Raw genomic sequence first — 20,248 nt, forward strand, 5'->3', positions numbered from 1 at the left:
ACTTAGCTAACCTTTGTTATCCGAGCACGTGCAATTGTCTCTGTTTCTTGTTGTGGTTTTCTATTTTCAATTTGCGCGTCGATGACATTTTTTAATGCAATCAATAATCCCATGGCGATAAATGCACCTGGTGGTAACATCGCTAAGAGGAAAGGGCTTTCGACATTAAATACTTGAATAGTTAATGAGCTAGCCCAATCGCCAAGCAAGAGTTCTGCACCATCAAATAATGTGCCTTGACCCAGTAATTCCCGCATTCCACCAAGTACCACTAGAATACCTGTGAAACCCACACCCATCATGAGTCCGTCAAATGCAGCACTGGTCACATTATTACGTGAAGCAAATGCTTCAGCACGGCCGATAATGACGCAGTTAGTGACAATCAGTGGCAAGAATATACCTAATGAAAGGTACAAACCATAGGCGTAAGCATTGATAAGTAATTGCACGCAGGTGACGAGCGCTGCAATGATCATAACAAATACCGGTATACGAATTTCTTTTGGTACATAGTCCCGTACTAACGAGACTAAAATGTTAGAGCCCACTAACACCAATAGCGTCGCTAAACCGAGTCCTAACGCATTTGTCACAGTGGCAGTGACTGCCAGCAGTGGACATAAGCCTAATAGTTGTACTAAACCTGGGTTATTTTTCCATAAGCCTTGCCAAGCTATTTCACGATAATTAGTCATGTTCACGTCCACAATGATTGACGGTTGATAACAACTCATCACGATGTTGTTCAACAAATTCCAGTGCTTTATTGATAGCGCCTACATAAGCACGAGGAGTAATTGTCGCACCTGTAAATTGGTCAATGTCGCCACCGTCTTTTTTAACTGCCATTGGTTTGGAATTAGAGTCATAAGTCATACCGCTAAAACCAAGAACCCAATCAGATTTTCTAAGTTCAATTTTATCGCCAAGGCCAGGTGTTTCTTGATGAGTTAATGTACGAACACCCAGTAATTCGTTGTCATTACTGATACCAAGAATAATTTTTATATCCCCATTGTAGCCATCTGGAGCCACTGCTTCTATGGCAAGAGCAACAGCTTGTTGATCCATTTTAGCGATATAAACGGGTAATGGCTCATCTGTGCCTAAATATTCAGCATTGGCCACTAGGATACAATCATCAGTAAGTTGATTGTTGTGCATTGAGTTAGGAATGATTTGCTCTAACACACTGACAAGTTGCTTGCGTTGTTGTTCGATAATCGTATCTTTAGTTAGAAAATTAACCGACGCTACAAGGCCTGTACAACACAGCGCAAATAGCCCGAGTAATAATCCATTTTTAGAAATAATTTTTAACATTGATAATCCAGTTAGCTCGCAGATTAATTACCTGCACGGTGGCCATATGAACGAGGACGAATGTAATAGTCAATAAATGGTGCGCACATGTTGGCCAATAATACGGCAAATGCTACGGCATCAGGGTAACCACCATAAGTGCGTATCACAAAAATTAACACGCCAATTATTGCGCCGAACAGTAATCTGCCTTTTGGGCTCGTTGCTGCTGTTACAGGATCTGTAGCGATGAAAAATGCACATAACATTGTGCCACCAGAAAACAAATGCAGAATCGGGCTTGCATGGGTGTCAGGGTTAAGTAAAAACGCAAAACCTGAACAAATAAAAATACTGAGTAATATTGCACTACTGATATGCCAGCGAATGACCTTGAGCTTCAACATCACCAAGCCACCAAGAAGGTAAGCCATGTTTACCCAAAACCAGCCGATACCTGTCATACCGTCAAATACGTTACGCTGCAGACTTTCTGTACTGGTCATTCCCATAGATAAATCTGTTTTAAACGTATCTAATGGCGTGGCCATCGTGTGTCCATCAACCGTGATTTTGAAGTAATCTAAACTCGCTGGGCTAATTTCAAAAATTTGGCTTAAAGCCGCTGTAATTCCAACATGGTTGGCAGTCAGTTCTGCAGGTGCTACCCAATTGGTCATTTGCAGTGGAAATGAAACAAGCAGCAACACATATGCAGCCATTGCAGGGTTGAAAATATTATTGCCCAATCCGCCATATAGATGTTTAACGATCACGATGGCAAATAAACAGCCAATCACGGTCATCCACCAAGGCGTTAGCGGAGGAATGGCAACAGCAATAAGTAGTGCGGTAACTAGAGCGCTGTTATCTGATAACGCACTTTTTATCGACTTGTTTCTCAATTTCATCACTGCAGCTTCAGCGGATAATGAAACCAAAACGGCAATTAATATTTGCACCAAGGTGCCCATGCCAAAAAAGTAAACTTGCGCTGCAATACCTGGAATAAGGCATAGCGCGACTCTTTGCATCACCTTATTGGTTTGCAAATTGATACTCACATGGGGTGAAGAAGCAATTTTAAATGCCATGTTTATTCCTTTTCACTGCTCTGTTGATTCGCTAATTTTTTCGCTTTAGCTTTGGCTACAGCAGCGGCGATTCTTGCTTTTTTTACCTCAGCAGCCGATTTTATTGGCTCAATTGAGGTTTGCTCTGATTGGGTGTCGCTAATGTCGGTTTCAACTGCTTTTGTTTCACTTTGCAGTGGCTGAGTTGCACTTTGTGCGAGCTTTTTCGCTTTTGCTTTAGCGACAGCAGCGGCAACTCTTGCTTTTTTCTCATCTGCAGGAGACAAAGTGAGTGTTTCCGCTACTGAACCTGATTCTGTTTCTGGGGTAACGGTAACGGAAGTGTCAATTGCTTGTGCTTGTGCAAGGTGTTCATCATCTTGCTGCGGTTGTCCAGCACTTTGAGCCAGCCTTTTCGCTTTTGCTTTAGCGACAGCTGCGGCAATTCTTGCTTTTTTCTCATCTGCAGGAGATAACGACGCTTGCACTGACGATTGCTCGTTAACTGAAGACGATTCTATTGTTTGCTGTTGATCTTCTGATTGAGTATCAGCTTGTTTAGCCAGTTTTTTAGCTTTAGCTCTGGCTACTGCAGCAGCTATCTGGGCTTTTTTATCATCAACAGGTACAGATTCATTAGTGTTATCGGGTGCTTGCTCAGAAACCTTATTATCGCTCTGTTGCGGACGTTTTTTGGCTTTTGCTCGTGCAACTGCCGCAGCTATTTGTGCTTTCTTGTCATCAACAGGTGAAGCGTGTTCTGTTGTTTGATCTAACTGTGCTGATGGTTCCTGAATTGATGCTTGATTTTCTGCCTGTTGCGCGAGCTTTTTCGCTTTAGCACGTGCAATGGCAGCGCTAACTGCTGATGACTTATCTGTGGAAGCGGCAGGTTTACTATCTGCTTGAGTGTTTTGTTCTGCCATTTTCTTTTTCGCAGCCACTCTAGCCATTGCTTCAGCAACCGCGTTTTTCTTATCACTATTTTCCATCGCAGCTTTACGTTTTTCTGCGGCTAAGCGTGACTTTTCTTCTCGTGCACGTTTTTCATCTTCTAAACGCTGCAGTCTTGCCTCAAATCGGACTTTTGCTTGTTCTGCTTGTCTTTTTTCTTCAGCTTCGTTTTTAAGAGCAGATTTTGCAATACGATAATATTCAACTAAGGGGATATCGCTTGGACAAACGTAACTGCAACAGCCGCATTCGATACAGTCTTTTAAATTAAAGCTGGCTGCTTTGTCATACTCTTCTGCTTTTGCATGCCAAAATAATTGCTGAGGCAATAATAGTGCAGGGCATGCAATGGCGCATTCTCCGCAGCGTATACATGCTTTTTCTTCAGCATCAGGCGCTATTTCATTTTGACTTGGGGTCAATATACAGTTGGTGCCTTTTAGCACTGGTACATCAAAATCTGGTAGTGCGTAACCCATCATTGGGCCACCAATAATCACTTTTTGTAAAGGCGCCTCATCAAAACCAACTTGTTCAAGTATATCTTTAACACTTGAACCTATGGGTAACCAGTAGTTACCTGGTGTTGAGACTTGTTCACCAGTTAAAGTCACTAGGCGCTCAATTAACGGTTTCCCATGTAGCACGGCATCTTGAATAGCGTAAGCCGTACCGACGTTATGAACAACAATGCCTTGCTGAGCTGGAATGCTGCCAGTTGGCACTTCACGGCCAGTAATGATTTGTATAAGCTGTTTTTCGCCACCAGAAGGATACTTAGTAGGGATGACTGTCACTTTGACAATCCCTTGTAATTCAGTAGCGTTATCAAGTGCACTACGCATTGCACTGACAGCTTCTGGTTTATTATCTTCAATAGCAATAATAATGCGCTGAGGAGAGAGCAAAGTATTAATGATGTTAATGCCAGAGAGGATCTCGGTAGCGTTTTCACGCATAATTACATCATCTGAGGTAATGTAAGGTTCGCATTCCACACCATTAATGATAACTAAATCGATTTCACTGGCTGGGTTTAATTTTATATGGCTGGGAAAACTTGCTCCCCCCATACCCGCTATGCCAGCTTGCTTGATTTTATCTAGAATTTGTTGATTAGATAAGGTTGCTAACTCACTGCTCTGATAATCAATGCTGTCGTCTTTACCATCAGCTTGTATCACACATGTCAATACGGGTAAGCCTGATGCATGATTACTTGGCTTTAACGCAATATCAGCAATAATGCCTGATGTTGGGGCATGCACTGGTAAGTACATAAAGCCTTCACCTTCAGTCAGCATTTGGCCTTTTAATACTTTGTCGCCAACCTTTACTTGTAAGCGTGCGCTGTCACCCACTTGCGGGACAGGTACAGAATAATAACGCGATAACGGTAGTCGAGCGCTACTAACTTGATTGGATACGGTTTTTAATTGTGGTGGATGGATCCCGCCTGGAGAGTGCCATAACGTCCCTTTATCAATTTGTTCTAATAAAGTTAGCACTGAGATTCCTCTTTTACTTCACGGTTAGGCGCTTGAACACCTTCTACAATAGTTACTGGGATACGGCTTAACTTCCAATCCCAATTTTTAAGGTTTTGTTCAACAGGTATCATGTCAATGCAATCTACCGGGCAGGGCTCGACACACAAATCACAGCCTGTACAGTCTTTAGCGATAACGGTATGCATTAACTTACCAGCACCTAAAATGGCATCCACTGGACAGGCTTGAATACACTTGGTGCAACCAATACATTCGTCTTCGCGAATAAAGGCGACCTTTTTAATATTTTCTTGAGCGACTTCATTTAACGGCTCAGGCTCAACACCCATTAAGCTGGCTATTTTTTCCATTGTCGCAGTGCCGCCTGGAGGGCATTTATTGACATTATCGCCATTGGCAATTGCTTCTGCGTATGGGCGACAGCCAGGGTAGCCACATTGGCCACATTGTGTTTGCGGTAGCAGCGCTTCAACTTGTTCAACAATGGGGTTGCCTTCAACTTTAAACTTGATGGAGGCATAACCTAAAATGAGTCCGAATATGAGTGCTAATACGGTGAGCACGATAACTGCGATTACAATACTAGACATGATTATTTAACCAGCCCCGCAAATCCCATGAAGGCAAGAGACATTAAACCCGCTGTGATCATGGCGATAGCGCCGCCTTTGAAAGGTAGAGGGACATCAGCTGCAGCAAGACGTTCTCTCATGGCTGAAAATAAAACAAGCACTAATGAAAAACCAATAGCGGCGCCAAAGCCATAAACTGCAGATTGAATAAAGTTATGGTCTTCATTGACGTTCAAAAGGGCAACACCTAATACAGCACAATTGGTTGTGATAAGTGGCAGGTAAATACCTAAAGCTCGATGTAATGATGCACTGGTTTTTTGAACCATCATCTCAGTAAACTGCACGACGACAGCAATGACCAAGATAAAACTCATGGTTCTTAGATAGTTGAGGTCGAAAGGCTTTAATAAGAACTCATTGGTTAAAAAGCTGAGAATACTAGCTAGGGTCAACACAAACGTTGTCGCCATGGACATACCAATGGCTGAGGCGAGCTTGCTTGATACTCCCATAAAAGGGCACAAACCAAGGAATTTTACTAACACAAAGTTATTGACTAACACGGTGCCAATTAACAGTAAGAGATAGTCTGTCATTACTACACTTTTTAATTCAGATATTAGTTGTATTATCTAAGGTTTAGGCTTGAGAAACAACGGATAAAAAAAAGGGTTATGTAAATAATAACCCTAATTTGTAAGATTGGACTGACATTGGTCGATTATTTATCTGTTTTAGCGATAATTTCTGGCCTAGCAATATAATAACCTTGTAATCCGTCAACTAACATTTTTTCTAATGTGAGTTTCTCATCTTGTTTTTCAACGCCTGTGGCTATGACTTTAATCCCAATTCTGCGTGAAATATCAACAATCATTCTGACAAAGAATTTGTTGTTATTATCTTGATCAATGTTTTCGCTGTAACTGCTGTCTAATTTAATGACATCTGGTTTTACTTCGCGGAAAAATTTAAACGAAGAAAAGCCTAATCCGAAATGTTGAATGGCCACTTTTGCGCCCACTTTATGCATTTCGTTGACGAAACGGCGACTGGCAGTGACATTTTTTTGCATGCCAGATTCATTAAGCTCAAATACGATTCTTGCAGAGGTAGAGCGGTGACTCGACAATATATCGCGTAACCATGACACAAACACTTCTTGTAAGGCTGATGAGGCACTGATGTTAATACCGAAGTTACCCGTTAGGCTTGGGTTTGAATTTAATAGTTGTAGCGTGTGCACCACAATCATTTTATCTAAATCCACATTTAGCCCATGACGTTCTGACATGGCAATGACACTGGCAGTGGGCAAGTTTGAGCCTTCACTATTATAAAAGCGAGCAAATAACTCTCGATAAACATCCACTTGATTGTTACAAGGTAAAATAGGCTGCTGGAAAAACTTGATGCCTTTACGATTAATTAATTCATTAATGGTCACTTTCCAGTGATCGTCGCCCAATTGCTGATTACCAGAAAACTTCTCGAGTATATGGTAACGATTAGGCCCTGATGTTTGAGCAATGCTGACTGCAGTATCTGCAAGTGTCAGCAGGGCATGAGAGTCACAGTTTTGTTCAAACGGCACCATTCCGCTATGGGCGATGCTGTCGGTATCAACCGTTTGAGCATATTCATCCAGGTAACGTTTTAAGCTGACTAAAAACTGTTCGCCTTCTTTAACGGTAATATCGTTGATAAATAGCGCAAAATCACTGCTCGATACTCGATAATATTCATTGACCCCAGTTTTGGCTGCTGCTTGACGTATGCAAGTGGCAATTTTACTTAGATAATCATCGCCAGCTTCACGGCCATGAAGCTGATTAATACTTGATAATTCGGCGGCTTTAATAATGCAAAGCACCCCAAATTGTTGTTTATCTGAATCAGTAATCGTTTTTAAATAATCATTAAATCGACGACGAGTAGAGAAGCCAGTTACAGGATCTTGATAAGCGGCTTTGGTTAATAAGTCGTTTTCTTTATGGAAGTTACCAATACTGGTTTTAAGTTCAATTCGGCTTTTCTCAAGAGCAACGCCAATGGGTTTTAATGAACCTCGTAAGCGTGAAGTCTCAACAGCCTGAAAAGACAGGTTGGGGATATTATCTACGTAATCACAAATATATTTTATGCCACGGCGATGAATGGCCATAAGTATTGCAAAGCTAATCATTATCAACAAGTAAGCGACAATTGTTAAGGTTGCTGCTTTTTCAAGGTTGACAAAACTTGCTGAAATTACCGAACTCGTACTCAGTCTGACTTGCAGTCGGCCTTGTGAGAATGCTTTTGTATGGCCAAGTTCAATTTTAAAAATGGTATCTTCAAAATTGCCTTCAGCTTTAGCGAGTGAACCAAACGTGAAGTTCTTATCACTGTCACTTTCATGTATGTATTGAAAAAATTGAAAAGTAAACTGTTGAGAAAGTAATTCATATAGTGATTTGCCGTCACCTGTCCAATCAGACATTTGATTAACATATTCAGCGTACTTTTCGGTCGCTATAGAACCTTGGCGCTGCATTTCTTTATTTTCTAGATCGTAAATCCGATAAAGTAATAATCCGAAAATGACAAATAAAACTAATTGGAAAGATTTTGATAAACCCATGAATAGTCCATTTCCTATAATACACAGTTGTCTTCATTCAATTTTGGTATAGCGGAAAAATAAAAAGCTACAACAAATAAAGGAGTTAACGAATAGAATTGTAGTGTAATTTACAAAAAAATATAAGGGAATTTAAAAAAGATAGTAATAGGAGGAAGGTAGTAATTTTAACGATTGAATTCTTCTTGGCTCCCCAGACTGGACTCGAACCAGTGACATACGGATTAACAGTCCGCCGTTCTACCAACTGAACTACAGGGGAATTGAAGAATATATAAGAATTGGCTCCCCAGACTGGACTCGAACCAGTGACATACGGATTAACAGTCCGCCGTTCTACCAACTGAACTACAGGGGAATCGCTATTTCTTAATTGTGTTTTAATTGGCTCCCCAGACTGGACTCGAACCAGTGACATACGGATTAACAGTCCGCCGTTCTACCAACTGAACTACAGGGGAATCGATTAAAACTAAGATAAAATTGGCTCCCCAGACTGGACTCGAACCAGTGACATACGGATTAACAGTCCGCCGTTCTACCAACTGAACTACAGGGGAATCGCATTTTATCTTTATTTTCAACAAACTAAACTAAATTGGCTCCCCAGACTGGACTCGAACCAGTGACATACGGATTAACAGTCCGCCGTTCTACCAACTGAACTACAGGGGAATCGTTTTTAGCAATGTATTGCTGAGAACGGAGCGCATAGTAAAACGCCCTGATCAATGAGTCAACTCGAGATATAAAAAAAAGTGAAAAATTGATGTTAACTGCTCATCTAATACCCATCGTGGCTTATAAATGCCCATAATGGCTATTTTTTACTAATCAATTTGAAAAGTAACACTTTTACTCAATGGCAATGAATCTTGTCATTTAACTCATCATCTCCACTTTAATGGGTTAATTCAAGTATCAACCACGGCAAAATAAGGTTTTAACTGCTATCAGCGCCGATTTTCGGTTGTCTTTTTGCTTTTTAGGATTGATTCAAGACGAGTATGTTATGTCGTTTAACGATTTGGACTGCCACTAAGCTTGTTTTGAACTAAGCATCAAGCACTAAGTATTGAGTTAATGAACAAACAATGCACGTTAATTAATGTACAGCTGATAACCTTTAGCGAACAGCGCATAGAGTGTAAGGCGCATAGCGGCAAATGAACAGCAGATGAAGATAAGGTTCAATAGAACCGATCAAGTAATGAGAAATCTTTAGTCAATAAAGAGGTGGCAGAAATGACAAACCGACATTATTACCTATATAGGTAGAAGGTTCACGTTAGCTATAAAAGCACTTCTTATATAAAGCTCTTCGTATAAAGCACTTCCTATAAAAGCAATTTGTATAAAACATTTTGTGTAGAGCGCTAAAGAAGGGCGCTAAAAGAAAAACACTATAGAAGAGCGCTTGCAAGCGTGTACTAGAAGAGCATGCTGAGTATCGAGCATTTCAACGTGTGTAATTAGCATTGGTTAATACTACAAGGTAATTAACAATAGCGCTTTGAGTAAAGTAGCGTTAGAGCATCATCCTATAGAATGGCTTTCTATTGAGCTGCGGGAGTATTCAAAAAACACCGTCGTTTTTGCTACTAAGCAGTAAACCTGTTCTGCAGCCTTTACTCAAAAGCATCAAGAAATGTGCTGTAAATGGCAATGTATTATTGAACCCAAACCATAGGTTTTCATCAAACCATTGTACTAGTCTTGTATGCGCTAAAATAGGGCACTAATTTAATCAACTTACAAATGTAATTTTATTTCATGTTGCTTTTCTTACGGTTTTATTAATTTCTGTTTACGTCGATAGCCCACGATTAATGGGTTTGAAGCACTTATCCACTAAATCTGTGGATAAGCCTGTGAGTTACTCCTTAAATATGCTCTGTAACCCTTATTTTTATTGAAACAGACTTAAATTTGGCTGATATTCAACAAGATTATTTTTTATATATTTTTCAGTATGTTGAAAAAAGCAATAACTATTTTTTAGCACTTGTTATTTAGGGATGGGTAAAGTATTCAGTTATTGCACCAGATTGTGTATTAAATTGCCTAATAAACGGGGTTTTTGGCGGTTTTACGTACAAATGACATAGTGTGTAACTGTTGTAGCATTATTTCATCTTTCTTTCTTTATATTGTAATAATCTCTTGATAAGGAAGTGGGTTGCTCTATCCGTTAGCGACTTGATTAAAGTTTATAAGGGGTGGGTATTTACGCATCTAACTCATCACTTTAGCTCATCACTTTAACTCATCAATTGAATACACTTTGTTTTTTGTTTTGGGAAATTCAACCGAACGGTTAGCTAAATTTATCGGGTTCAGTATAAAATAGCATGACGTTATATAAAGGGTATTTGCTTTGACTGACACAGTATTCAACCTCGTTTCAGATTATTCACCCGCGGGTGATCAACCGACTGCGATTAAACAACTTGTTGATGGCTTAGAAGCGGGAGTGGCTAAACAAACGCTGCTTGGGGTGACGGGGTCTGGTAAAACCTTTACGGTTGCTAACTTAATTCAAACCTTAGGCCGCCCAACGATTATCATGGCGCCTAATAAAACCTTAGCTGCACAATTATATGGTGAAATGAAAGAGTTTTTTCCACATAACGCGGTCGAGTATTTCGTTTCATATTATGACTATTATCAGCCTGAAGCTTATGTGCCTGCTTCCAATACCTTTATCGAAAAAGATGCTTCTGTAAACGCCCATATTGAACAAATGCGTTTGTCTGCAACTAAGGCCTTGTTAGAGCGCAAAGATGTAGTATTGATTGCTTCAGTTTCTGCCATTTACGGTCTAGGTGATCCTGAACTTTATATGAAGATGTTATTGCATCTTCGTCAAGGCGACTTTATGGGGCAACGTGACATCATTACCCGCCTTGGTGAATTGCAATATACCCGCAACGACATAGATTTGCAGCGTGGTACTTTCCGTGTTCGTGGTGAAGTAATCGATATTTTCCCAGCAGAGTCAGAAAGAGATGCTGTCAGAGTTGAATTGTTTGATGACGAAATTGAACAGTTAAGTGAGTTTGACCCGTTAACAGGTCAAGTCACTCGAAGATTAGCGCGCACCACGGTATATCCTAAAAGCCATTATGTGACGCCAAGAGAAAAAATCATCGAAGCGACAGAGCATATTAAAGAAGAATTAAGAGAGCGACGTCAGGAATTATTGGATAACAATAAGCTGATTGAAGCGCAGCGTATCTCTGAGAGAGTACAATATGATATCGAAATGATGGTTGAGCTTGGGTATTGCTCAGGTATCGAAAATTACTCTCGCTATCTTTCTGGTAGAGCTGAGGGGGACGGGCCGCCAACCTTGCTTGATTACTTGCCTGCCAATGGGTTATTAATTATTGATGAGTCACATGTTACCGTACCGCAAATAGGAGCCATGTATAAAGGTGATCGTAGCCGTAAAACGACGCTTGTAGAATATGGTTTTCGTTTACCCTCTGCATTAGATAATAGACCATTAAAGTTTGAAGAATTTGAGCAATTAATGCCACAAACGGTATTTGTGTCGGCAACCCCAAGTGATTACGAACTTGACCAAAGCGACGGCGAAGTCGCTGAGCAAGTCGTACGACCTACAGGATTACTTGACCCTGAAATTGAAATTCGTCCAGTGGCCATACAAGTCGATGATTTATTATCTGAAATTCCTAAGCGAGTCGCTGCTAATGAAAGGGTGTTAATCACGACCCTGACAAAACGAATGTCTGAAGACTTAACCGAATACCTTGATGAACATGGGGTTAAAGTGCGCTACTTGCACTCAGATATTGATACTGTAGAGCGGGTGGAAGTGATACGAGATTTACGACTCGGTCATTTTGATGTGCTGGTAGGGATTAACTTACTTCGTGAAGGATTAGACATGCCAGAAGTCTCACTGGTGTGTATTTTAGATGCGGATAAAGAAGGATTTTTACGCTCAGAACGTTCACTAATTCAAACCATTGGCCGCGCTGCGCGAAACGTTAATGGCAAAGTTATCTTGTATGCCGATACAGTGACTAAATCAATGGAAAAAGCGATAGGTGAAACTGAAAGGCGTCGTGAAAAACAGCACGCTCATAATGTTAAATTGGGACAAACGCCAAAAGGTGTGACTAAAAAGATCACTGATGTGATGGATTTAGGCGATCCACATCGGGGTAACAGCAAACATAAATATACCGCATTTGGTAAAGTTGCAGAGTCTGAGCCTCAATACGATACCGCTACCAGTAAAGTACAAAGCGTTGCTGAGCTATCACAGCAAATCGACGAGCTTGAAAAACAAATGCATCAACATGCAAGGGATCTTGAATTTGAACAAGCAGCGGCGCTCAGAGATCAAGTTAAGCAGTTAAGAGAGCAAATCATCTTAAACAGTTAACAAGGTTTGATCACATCGCTTTAGTATGAAACAAGCTCAGCCTTTGCTGAGCTTGTTTGTTTTTGGCTTATGTAAACCGGGGCAAGACAAAAACAATTGATATTTAACTAAAAATTATTTTGATGAAAACTCAACTCATCGAAACAATAACCCGCCGATTTGCCATTTTACGCATTCATTTTGTTAAAATATCTAACTTTTGGTGTAAATAGTGACATGAAACAAGATTGTTCGGGTCATTTCTCAGCAAAAGCTCACCTTATAACGTAAAATATAAATACAATTTTCGAATGAAAATTTCTTCTAATTGAGGATCAATGAAAAAGAATAAAGATAAGTACAGTATAGATAATACCGATTACACAGTCGGTCAGGATAATATTCAAAAATGGGGCTTTGATGTCCACAACCCTGTTTTTGGGATCAGCGCTTCTCTCATCGGCATATTCATCATTGCCTTACTCGTTTTAGACCCTGCCACCTCCAAAGCCGTACTTGATGGAATTAAATGGAAAATCATCGGCGCATTTGACGGCTTGTTTATGTGGTCTGCCAACATTTTTGTTTTGTTCTGCCTGCTAATGATTATTTCTCCTTTTGGTAAAGTGCGTTTAGGAGGAGAAGAGGCGAAAACTGACTATTCAAGATTATCATGGGTGGCAATGTTATTTGCTGCCGGTATGGGAATTGGCTTGATGTTTTGGGCGGTTGCAGAGCCTGTTGCTTACTTCACAGGCTGGTATGAAACCCCGCTAGGCGTTGAAGCGAATACGCCTGAAGCAGCTAAATTAGCAATGGGCGCAACCATGTTCCATTGGGGACTGCATCCTTGGGCTATTTACGGTGTGGTGTCATTATCGCTAGCATTTTTTGCTTACAATAAAGGCTTACCTTTATCCATGAGATCGGTTTTCTATCCTATTTTAGGTGATAGAACCTGGGGCTGGCCTGGTCATATCGTGGATATTCTTGCGGTATTAGCCACTTTATTTGGACTTGCTACTTCACTGGGCTTAGGGGCTCAACAAGCGGCAAGTGGTTTTCATCATATCTTTGGCATTGCTAACGGGTTAACGCTACAAATTACCATTATTTTTGCCGTCACCTTAGTCGCAGTTGTGTCAGTGATGAGGGGGATTGATGGTGGTGTTAAGGTCATTAGTAACATTAATATGTTAATGGCGTTAGCCTTATTGGTGTTTGTCGCGTTAGTGACGTTTGCAGTTTCAATGGGCACCATCCCGACAACGGTCATGGGTTATATCGAAAATATCATTCCCCTCAGTAATCCTATTGGACGAGAAGATGAAGCTTGGATGCACGGTTGGACTGTTTTCTACTGGGCTTGGTGGATATCTTGGTCCCCATTTGTGGGCATGTTTATCGCACGTATTTCACGCGGTAGAACCATTCGTGAGTTTATGACTGCGGTGTTAATCGCTCCAACAGTTGTTACCATCATATGGATGTCAGTATTTGGCGGTGTGGGCATTGACCAAGTGGTCAATGGCGTAGGGGCATTAGGTGAAAAGGGCTTAACAGAAGTGCCATTAGCCATGTTCCAGGTATTTGATGAGTTACCTATTGGTAACATCATTTCGCTATTAGCTGTGGTGCTTGTTTTGGTGTTCTTTGTTACCTCTTCAGACTCAGGTTCACTGGTTATTGATAGTATTACCTCGGGCGGTAAAGTTGATGCGCCAGCTCCACAACGTGTTTTCTGGGCACTGGTTGAGGGGGCAATTGCTGCAGCACTTGTTTGGGTCGGCGGCACAGAAGCTATTGAAGCACTACAAGCTGGCGCCATATCCACCGCATTACCTTTTACCATCATTTTACTGGTGATGTGTGTGAGTTTAATCATGGGGCTTAGAACCGAGAAGCGCTAATTAAGGATTCGCTGTGCTAGCAATACTAATGTGTGCTAACGCCAGTAATGTTCGTTAACGCTAGTAATGTTCGCTAACGCTAATAATCCAAACAATAGAAAAGCCGATGAGTGTGTTGCACTCATCGGCTTTTCATTTGTGGTTTGTGAATAATAGCTTAAACACAATAAGGTTACTGGGTGAGCCAGTTAAACAAACAAAATTAGAGCCATAACTTTTTAATCGGTGTTTCGGGGCTGAAATGATGCCTAATTTGCGCTTGTAATAATTCAGCTGTAGCAATCGCATCGGTGAGTGCATCATGGGGTGGGTAAGTTGGTAAATTATAGCGTGTGCGGCTATTGGCTAAACGAATAGAGTGAGGTTTAGGTTTAATAATCCAATCAAGAAACTGCTTAGGTCTAGCTTGATAAATATCAGCTTCAATTTGCATCGTATCAATCACAGGAAACACTATGCCTTCGTTAATTAAACTGCGAAGTGCAGCATCAAAGAAGTCACGTTCAATACGGCGGTAATGTACTACCACAATTTTGCCTGCTAATTGATCTAATAATTGCTCAAGTATCCTGAGTAAATCAGGTGCACCTTTTAAATCTGAGTGGGTAATACCATGAATGATAATAGACTCTTCTTGCAGTTTATCTTCAGGGGTAATAAACCAATGCTTAGCTTGTCGACATGCGATTCGGTTTAGGGTAAAGGGAACGAGCCCAATGCTAATAATGCTATTTTGCTGGGCATCTAATCCTGTTGTTTCAAAATCTAATGCCACGAACTCAATATCTTTTAACTGAGTCTCACCATGGTAGGTGTTAGCTTCGTAAAAGTGAGTTAAGCGGGCATCTTTGCTTTTTAAGGCTTTGTTTTGTAGAAAAACCTTCCAGTTAAGCACTTCTTGATTAGCAAAATTACGCATAATTACCCTTGCATGCTATTAGCGCTATAACGGAATTTCAAAAAGTTTTGCGCGCTACTTAACACCAAAAAAGCATCTTTTAAGTTGCGGCGTTCAAAACCAGACATGTTTTCAGGCTCAATATTGTTATCGGGTTCTTGATCTGCCTCAATATCCAGTGCTTGATGACGAATACGCACAAGCGAGATAAGCTCCATTGCATGCTGCAAATCTTTACCTTTGGTTGGCGGTAAAATACCTGCTTCAATAATATCTTCTAATCGATCAAATGAATTTTGAGATTGTGAACCAATTGCTAACGCATGCACACGTATTAAATCAGCCAAGGGTGCTGTGCCACGGCGTTTTAAATTTATAGAGTTATTATGGCGTCCATCTTTTTCCATTACAAAATCTTTGAAAAAACCCAGCGGTGGTGTGCGATTAAGGGCATTCCTCGCTAAACATGCAAGAAAGCGGTTATTCTTTTTGGCTTTACGTAATATGAACGCATTGAGTTGCTCAGCCCATTTAGGACGACCATACACCCCGTATAAATCAAAAAATATCGAACAGTTAAGTAACGCTTGTGCATTAGGGTGTTCAATCCAATCAGTAAAGCATTCTTCCCACTCTGTTTGGGTTTTTCGGTATTCAGGGTTAGTGGCCATAATATTGCCAGTACAATAAGAATATCCACATGATGCTAGTCCATCACATACAAATGTGGCTAAGGATGTAAAGTATTCACCATGAAGCGCTTCTTGATAATCGTTATCTAGAATAATGGCGTTATCTTGGTCTGTTACGATTAACTGCTCGTCACGCGCCATAGAACCTAATGCAAGAAAACAATAGGGAATTGGCGGGGGGCCTAATTTTTCTTCTGCAAGTTCAAGTAACCTTTGTTTAAAGCTCCTGCCAATTTCAGACATAGCGCGACCCACCATGTGGGAGTTTGCATCCTCATTCACCATCCGAACAAAGCAATCTTTAATTTGGCTTGAAAGTACGATCAAATCATCAATACTGTTTTGCTGAAAAATACTGCTAACGATTAACAGGCTGTTTTGTGATTCATAGCGAATGATGTCAGTGACTTCAATTAAACCTATTGGTTGTTTATTCTTGAGGATAGGTAAGTGATGCACGTTATAACGAAGCATCATTAACATGGCTTCAAAAATATAAGCGTTGTGATCAAGTGAGATTAATTCTGTCGACATGATCTCATCGACTTGGGTGTTTACATCTAGCCCTTGAGCGATAACCTTGGCACATAAGTCTCGTTCAGTGATGATACCCACAAAACTATTCCCGCCTTCACTTGGCAAGTTAGGATCATGGATCATGGCTGCTGATACATTCTCATCAGACATGATTTTAGCCACTTGCTGAATGCTGGTGGTTGTCGCAAACATGACGGGCTCACCACTGACTAATGTTTTAACTTTTGAGGTGGTTAACGAGTTTGCATCATCGTTATTATCTTCAACTGCTTGCTGTAATCTAATACTGCCTTCAACTTCTACAAAATCCGCAAAAACGTCATAACGCTCGCAAAATGCTTCAAACAATTTTTCAGGAATACAATACAGTAAGGTGTCTTTAATCGACTTAGCAGGGTAACGGACTTTATTATTGGTCAATAAGCCCATTTGACCGAATAAACCGCCTTGATCTAAACGATTGTATAACTCACCGTTGCGTCGATACACTTCTACAACGCCACTTCGGATCATAAATAAATCGTGTATTTTATCTGCAAATTCAATGATCATACTATCAGCACGATAGTAAGAAATTTCAACGCTTTGTGAGACTTCTTCTAACGCCTGTTCAGGTAGCTGATCAAAAGGAGGATATTGGCGGATGAAGTTACGAATTTCTAATAGTTCGACTTCCATTATTCGCTCGATATTTTTAAGAATTGATTTTGTTAATACAGTATATGATATCAATGATATATATGCAGCTTAGCCAAGCCTAAATTAAAGGGTTCGTTAAGGTTTAATTGATATTTTATTGACAAAGTGGGGCGAAGGTTTGATGTTAACTATCGCTATCATAATGTTTCTTCAAACAGTTATTACGGAGTGATGATGACCAATATTGCTAATACCCCTAAGCCACCATATTACGCTGTGGTATTTTCATCAACACGTTCCGACGTTGATGAAGGTTACAGTGAAGTTGCGACCCAAATGGTAGCGTTAGCAGCGCAACAACCTGGCTTTTTAGGAATAGAGTCAGCAAGAGAAAATATAGGTATAACGGTGTCTTATTGGAGTGATATTAATGCGATTAAACAATGGAAAGCCAATTCAGAACACATGTTAGCCCAGCAGCATGGCCGAACCAAATGGTATAGTGATTTTAAAGTTCGTATCGCGAAAGTTGAACGGGATTATGGCACGTTATAGTGCGACAAGCCTTACATTGTTAAACGGAAAATTGTTTGGCAAAGGTAAGTCCAAGTAGCCCTGTTAACGGGCGGCTGAACCTCGGCTAAAATAACCAGCTCAACAAGAAAAATCTAGCCTTAAACGTCCCGTTGAATGCTTTGTCAGTGGGTGGTTAATGCCTTTTCATAGGCCGGTTAACACCTTTCTATAGGCCGGTTAACGACTTCTGCATTGCCACGCAATCCATTACAAAACCTCGTGGGTTGTTGTACTTGATGACGGTATCACCAACATAGCCAAGTGAACGATAAAACGGCGCAGCATTTAAAGTTGAGTCTAGGTAAACGGTTTTAATGTTACTTTCGAGAGCTAAAGCTTCAAGAAAAGCCATAATCTGTTTACCGACACCTTTACCCATAAATTCAGGCTTAACAAAAATTGCGTAAATTTTATTTTCGCTATAACTGAATGCACCTAATCCTAAGATGTTATTGCCTTGCAAGGCAACATAGAAATGACTTTCAATCTCAGATGCGAAACCTTCAGGTAGGGCACCATTAAGCCAAGGTTCGATTACTTCGTTAGGGTAATAATCAACGCATTCAGCTTTGATTGATTCTTTACGAATTTCCCACGCAACATCAATGTCGCTTGTATTTGCTTTACGTATACGCATATATTTCCTTAAGCTTTACGCGTCCACCTTGATTGGCTTGATAATCATTGAGCCCCCTCCCTAGCAAGCCGCATCAGCGGTATGCTTAAGGTGACCAAACCAACAGGAGAAAGCTCAATGAGATTTTATAATAACTCACATCCATACTACTGTGGTATCGATTTACATGCACGCTTACTTTATGTCTGCATCATTGATTCTCAAGGGGAAGTTGTCGTCCATAAAAAGATTGGGGCTGACAAAGATGATTTATTACTCATACTCGAACCCTATATCGGCAATGTCATTGTCGGAGTTGAGTGCATGCATTGTTGGTATTGGGTGTCTGATTGGTGCGCTGAACTCGGCATCGACTTTATTCTAGGTCATGCCCTTTATATGAAATCGGTGATGTCGCCCGATTTGAATCTGTACAAAAGTTCGCTTCTTACTCTAGATTAGTGAAATGCAAAGCCGAATCCGCCGGAAAAACCTATGGCACTAATGGCAATAAAATCGGTAATGCTCATTTAAAATGGGCATTCTCTGAAGCGGCGGTGCTTTACCTTCGAGGTAATGATAATGCCCGTAATTATCTTAATAAATTACAAAAAAGAATGAGTAAGGCCAAAGCCTTGTCAGCACTGGCACACAAGCTTGGTCGCTGTGTCTATTTCATGCTAAAGAACAAAACGGTGTTTGATGAACAACGATTCTTAAAAGGATAAGTCGCGCAATAAGGTGAGCTGAACACCTAACTAGATACTCTTGAAAAAGAGAAGCGAGCATGACCGTGAATGATGTGGCTAATGAAGCAATGACTTCACACCATCATCACTATGCCAAATGCTATTTAAGCTACATCGACTGCACTTGATTTTATAAAGAATGACACCTTATTGGCGCGCATTAATGAGTACAACCACCAAAGTCGTTTACACCTTAAATGAGCCTGAAACTAACTGTGCAACAAGCACCTCTGACTTGAATAGTGCCATCTTAGGGTTAACCGATAAATGTCTCAGTTTTGGCTTCCTGCGTCACTCTATCTCCTAAATCCATTTAGTCGTAGTGCCCCTGATATTTCAAAGGATTGAAAAGCGTCAGGCAGCACTCTTTATTTTTAAAGAAATCGCACTAGAAAAGCCTCTATATGTGTTTGCATGCTGTTGTTACTAAAGGCACGATGATTTGACAGCTAACTGACAGACGAAGTAGATGAATTTGTTGATTGATTTTAATTTGACTGCAAAAGCAGTCAAATAAGTTAGGCTTGCCTATTGACTAGCGGAAGGCTCATATGTGTTAGTTTACAATTACACCAATACTAGTGAAAAAGCGCTTAGCCAAATTAGCTGAAAGCCATATGAAATACGCTGATGGATTCCAGGATTGCTTTGGGATTTTACAGCTTTAGCCATTGCGAAAAGATAATAAACAGCAGCTACAACAGAAACCAATGAAAAAATACGGAAATATAATGGGATAATTTCAGTTGTTGGACTTATAGCAATTAATATTGGTGCTACAACTAATGAAAGCAACATGATAAAACCTGCCCAAGAATGTACCTTACAATTAAAAGTTGGATTTTTAGTAAATGGATCGGCGTCCATTGGGAAGTAACCAGCGACCCATGTACCAACACCATGAGCTATAACTAACCAACCCGCTACATTCACTAAAGTTGAAACATTTGAGAGTTGAGCCAGATACCAGCCGAAAAAACAAAATAGAAAACCAAGAGGATAATTATTAATTAAAGGAGACAATTTTTCAGTTGGGCTACCAGTCGCACCTAACTCGCTACAAAATTGCTTAGAATGGCTATACCCAGCATAAAACCGACTTGCGACATAAACACCAATGAAAATCCAGATTGTTGCAATTAATCCTGAATAGATCGCAATACTCTCAAACACCACCAAACTCCCTTTGTAAAC

Annotated in this window: 15 protein-coding genes, 5 tRNA genes and 1 pseudogene; 5 read left to right on the plus strand and 16 right to left on the minus strand. The window is 40.5% G+C overall.

Annotated features, from left to right (window positions below; genetic code table 11):
• Positions 1–2: 2 nt before the first annotated feature.
• From J8L86_RS14465 to J8L86_RS14520, 12 genes are all read right to left on the minus strand, one after another.
• Positions 3–698, minus strand: coding sequence for an electron transport complex subunit E (locus J8L86_RS14465; protein ID WP_055025917.1), 696 nt, complete (start codon positions 696–698; stop codon positions 3–5).
• Entirely contained in the window at positions 691–1,326 is a 636-nt protein-coding gene (rsxG, locus tag J8L86_RS14470) for an electron transport complex subunit RsxG (protein ID WP_119969704.1), read from the minus strand. The genes J8L86_RS14465 and rsxG overlap by 8 nt, the downstream gene beginning before the upstream one ends.
• A 23-nt stretch (positions 1,327–1,349) precedes the next feature.
• Positions 1,350–2,399 carry an electron transport complex subunit RsxD gene (gene rsxD / locus J8L86_RS14475; RefSeq protein ID WP_211030886.1) on the minus strand — a complete coding sequence of 350 codons (1,050 nt, stop codon included), beginning with the start codon at positions 2,397–2,399 and terminating at the stop codon, positions 1,350–1,352.
• 2 nt (positions 2,400–2,401) lie between these two features.
• Positions 2,402–4,840, minus strand: coding sequence for an electron transport complex subunit RsxC (gene rsxC, locus J8L86_RS14480; RefSeq protein ID WP_211030887.1), 2,439 nt, complete (start codon positions 4,838–4,840; stop codon positions 2,402–2,404).
• The gene (rsxB, locus tag J8L86_RS14485) at positions 4,834–5,433 is read right to left on the minus strand and encodes an electron transport complex subunit RsxB (RefSeq protein WP_211030888.1); all 600 of its coding nucleotides are present in this window, start codon (positions 5,431–5,433) and stop codon (positions 4,834–4,836) included. The genes rsxC and rsxB overlap by 7 nt, the downstream gene beginning before the upstream one ends.
• 2 nt (positions 5,434–5,435) lie before the next feature.
• Complete coding sequence (gene rsxA, locus J8L86_RS14490) at positions 5,436–6,014, minus strand: electron transport complex subunit RsxA (RefSeq protein WP_055025921.1); 579 nt, start codon at positions 6,012–6,014, stop codon at positions 5,436–5,438.
• Positions 6,015–6,139: 125 nt separating this feature from the next.
• Positions 6,140–8,041: a GGDEF domain-containing protein gene (locus J8L86_RS14495; protein ID WP_055025922.1), complete on the minus strand. Its 1,902-nt coding sequence runs from the start codon at positions 8,039–8,041 to the stop codon at positions 6,140–6,142.
• A gap of 186 nt (positions 8,042–8,227) precedes the next feature.
• Positions 8,228–8,303 (minus strand) — tRNA-Asn (locus J8L86_RS14500).
• 20 nt (positions 8,304–8,323) lie between these two features.
• A tRNA-Asn gene (locus J8L86_RS14505) sits at positions 8,324–8,399 on the minus strand.
• Positions 8,400–8,426: 27 nt separating this feature from the next.
• Positions 8,427–8,502: transfer RNA gene (locus J8L86_RS14510), tRNA-Asn, on the minus strand.
• Positions 8,503–8,525: 23 nt separating this feature from the next.
• A tRNA-Asn gene (locus tag J8L86_RS14515) sits at positions 8,526–8,601 on the minus strand.
• Positions 8,602–8,640: 39 nt separating this feature from the next.
• A tRNA-Asn gene (locus J8L86_RS14520) sits at positions 8,641–8,716 on the minus strand.
• A gap of 1,702 nt (positions 8,717–10,418) precedes the next feature.
• Between J8L86_RS14520 and uvrB the strand changes: the two genes are divergently transcribed.
• Positions 10,419–12,458, plus strand: a complete 2,040-nt coding sequence (gene uvrB / locus J8L86_RS14525) for an excinuclease ABC subunit UvrB (RefSeq protein WP_055025923.1) — start codon at positions 10,419–10,421, stop codon at positions 12,456–12,458.
• Positions 12,459–12,775: 317 nt separating this feature from the next.
• On the plus strand, positions 12,776–14,347 hold the full coding sequence (locus tag J8L86_RS14530) for a BCCT family transporter (RefSeq protein ID WP_055025924.1): 1,572 nt from the start codon (positions 12,776–12,778) through the stop codon (positions 14,345–14,347).
• A gap of 202 nt (positions 14,348–14,549) precedes the next feature.
• Here J8L86_RS14530 and J8L86_RS14535 read toward each other — a convergent pair whose 3' ends face one another.
• Entirely contained in the window at positions 14,550–15,266 is a 717-nt protein-coding gene (locus J8L86_RS14535) for a 3'-5' exonuclease (RefSeq protein WP_065108191.1), read from the minus strand.
• A 2-nt stretch (positions 15,267–15,268) separates the two neighbouring features.
• A complete protein-coding gene (locus tag J8L86_RS14540; RefSeq protein ID WP_065108190.1) occupies positions 15,269–17,152 on the minus strand; it encodes a DUF294 nucleotidyltransferase-like domain-containing protein in 1,884 nt (627 codons plus the stop codon).
• Between the two features lie 195 nt (positions 17,153–17,347).
• Here J8L86_RS14540 and J8L86_RS14545 point away from each other — a divergent pair, with 195 nt between their 5' ends.
• Positions 17,348–17,668 carry an antibiotic biosynthesis monooxygenase gene (locus J8L86_RS14545; protein WP_055025927.1) on the plus strand — a complete coding sequence of 107 codons (321 nt, stop codon included), beginning with the start codon at positions 17,348–17,350 and terminating at the stop codon, positions 17,666–17,668.
• A 187-nt stretch (positions 17,669–17,855) separates the two neighbouring features.
• Here the strand turns inward: J8L86_RS14545 and J8L86_RS14550 are convergent, their stop codons facing one another.
• Positions 17,856–18,326: a GNAT family N-acetyltransferase gene (locus tag J8L86_RS14550; protein WP_211030889.1), complete on the minus strand. Its 471-nt coding sequence runs from the start codon at positions 18,324–18,326 to the stop codon at positions 17,856–17,858.
• Between the two features lie 117 nt (positions 18,327–18,443).
• Between J8L86_RS14550 and J8L86_RS14555 the strand changes: the two are divergent.
• Positions 18,444–19,033 (plus strand): annotated as a pseudogene (locus tag J8L86_RS14555) (transposase).
• A gap of 184 nt (positions 19,034–19,217) precedes the next feature.
• Complete coding sequence (locus tag J8L86_RS14560) at positions 19,218–19,361, plus strand: hypothetical protein (protein WP_211030890.1); 144 nt, start codon at positions 19,218–19,220, stop codon at positions 19,359–19,361.
• 260 nt (positions 19,362–19,621) lie between these two features.
• Here the strand turns inward: J8L86_RS14560 and J8L86_RS14565 are convergent, their stop codons facing one another.
• On the minus strand, positions 19,622–20,227 hold the full coding sequence (locus tag J8L86_RS14565) for a DUF998 domain-containing protein (RefSeq protein ID WP_065108450.1): 606 nt from the start codon (positions 20,225–20,227) through the stop codon (positions 19,622–19,624).
• Positions 20,228–20,248 lie beyond the last annotated feature (21 nt).

This window comes from Shewanella sp. MMG014 (assembly GCF_018100775.1).
Classification (GTDB): Bacteria; Pseudomonadota; Gammaproteobacteria; order Enterobacterales; family Shewanellaceae; genus Shewanella; species Shewanella japonica.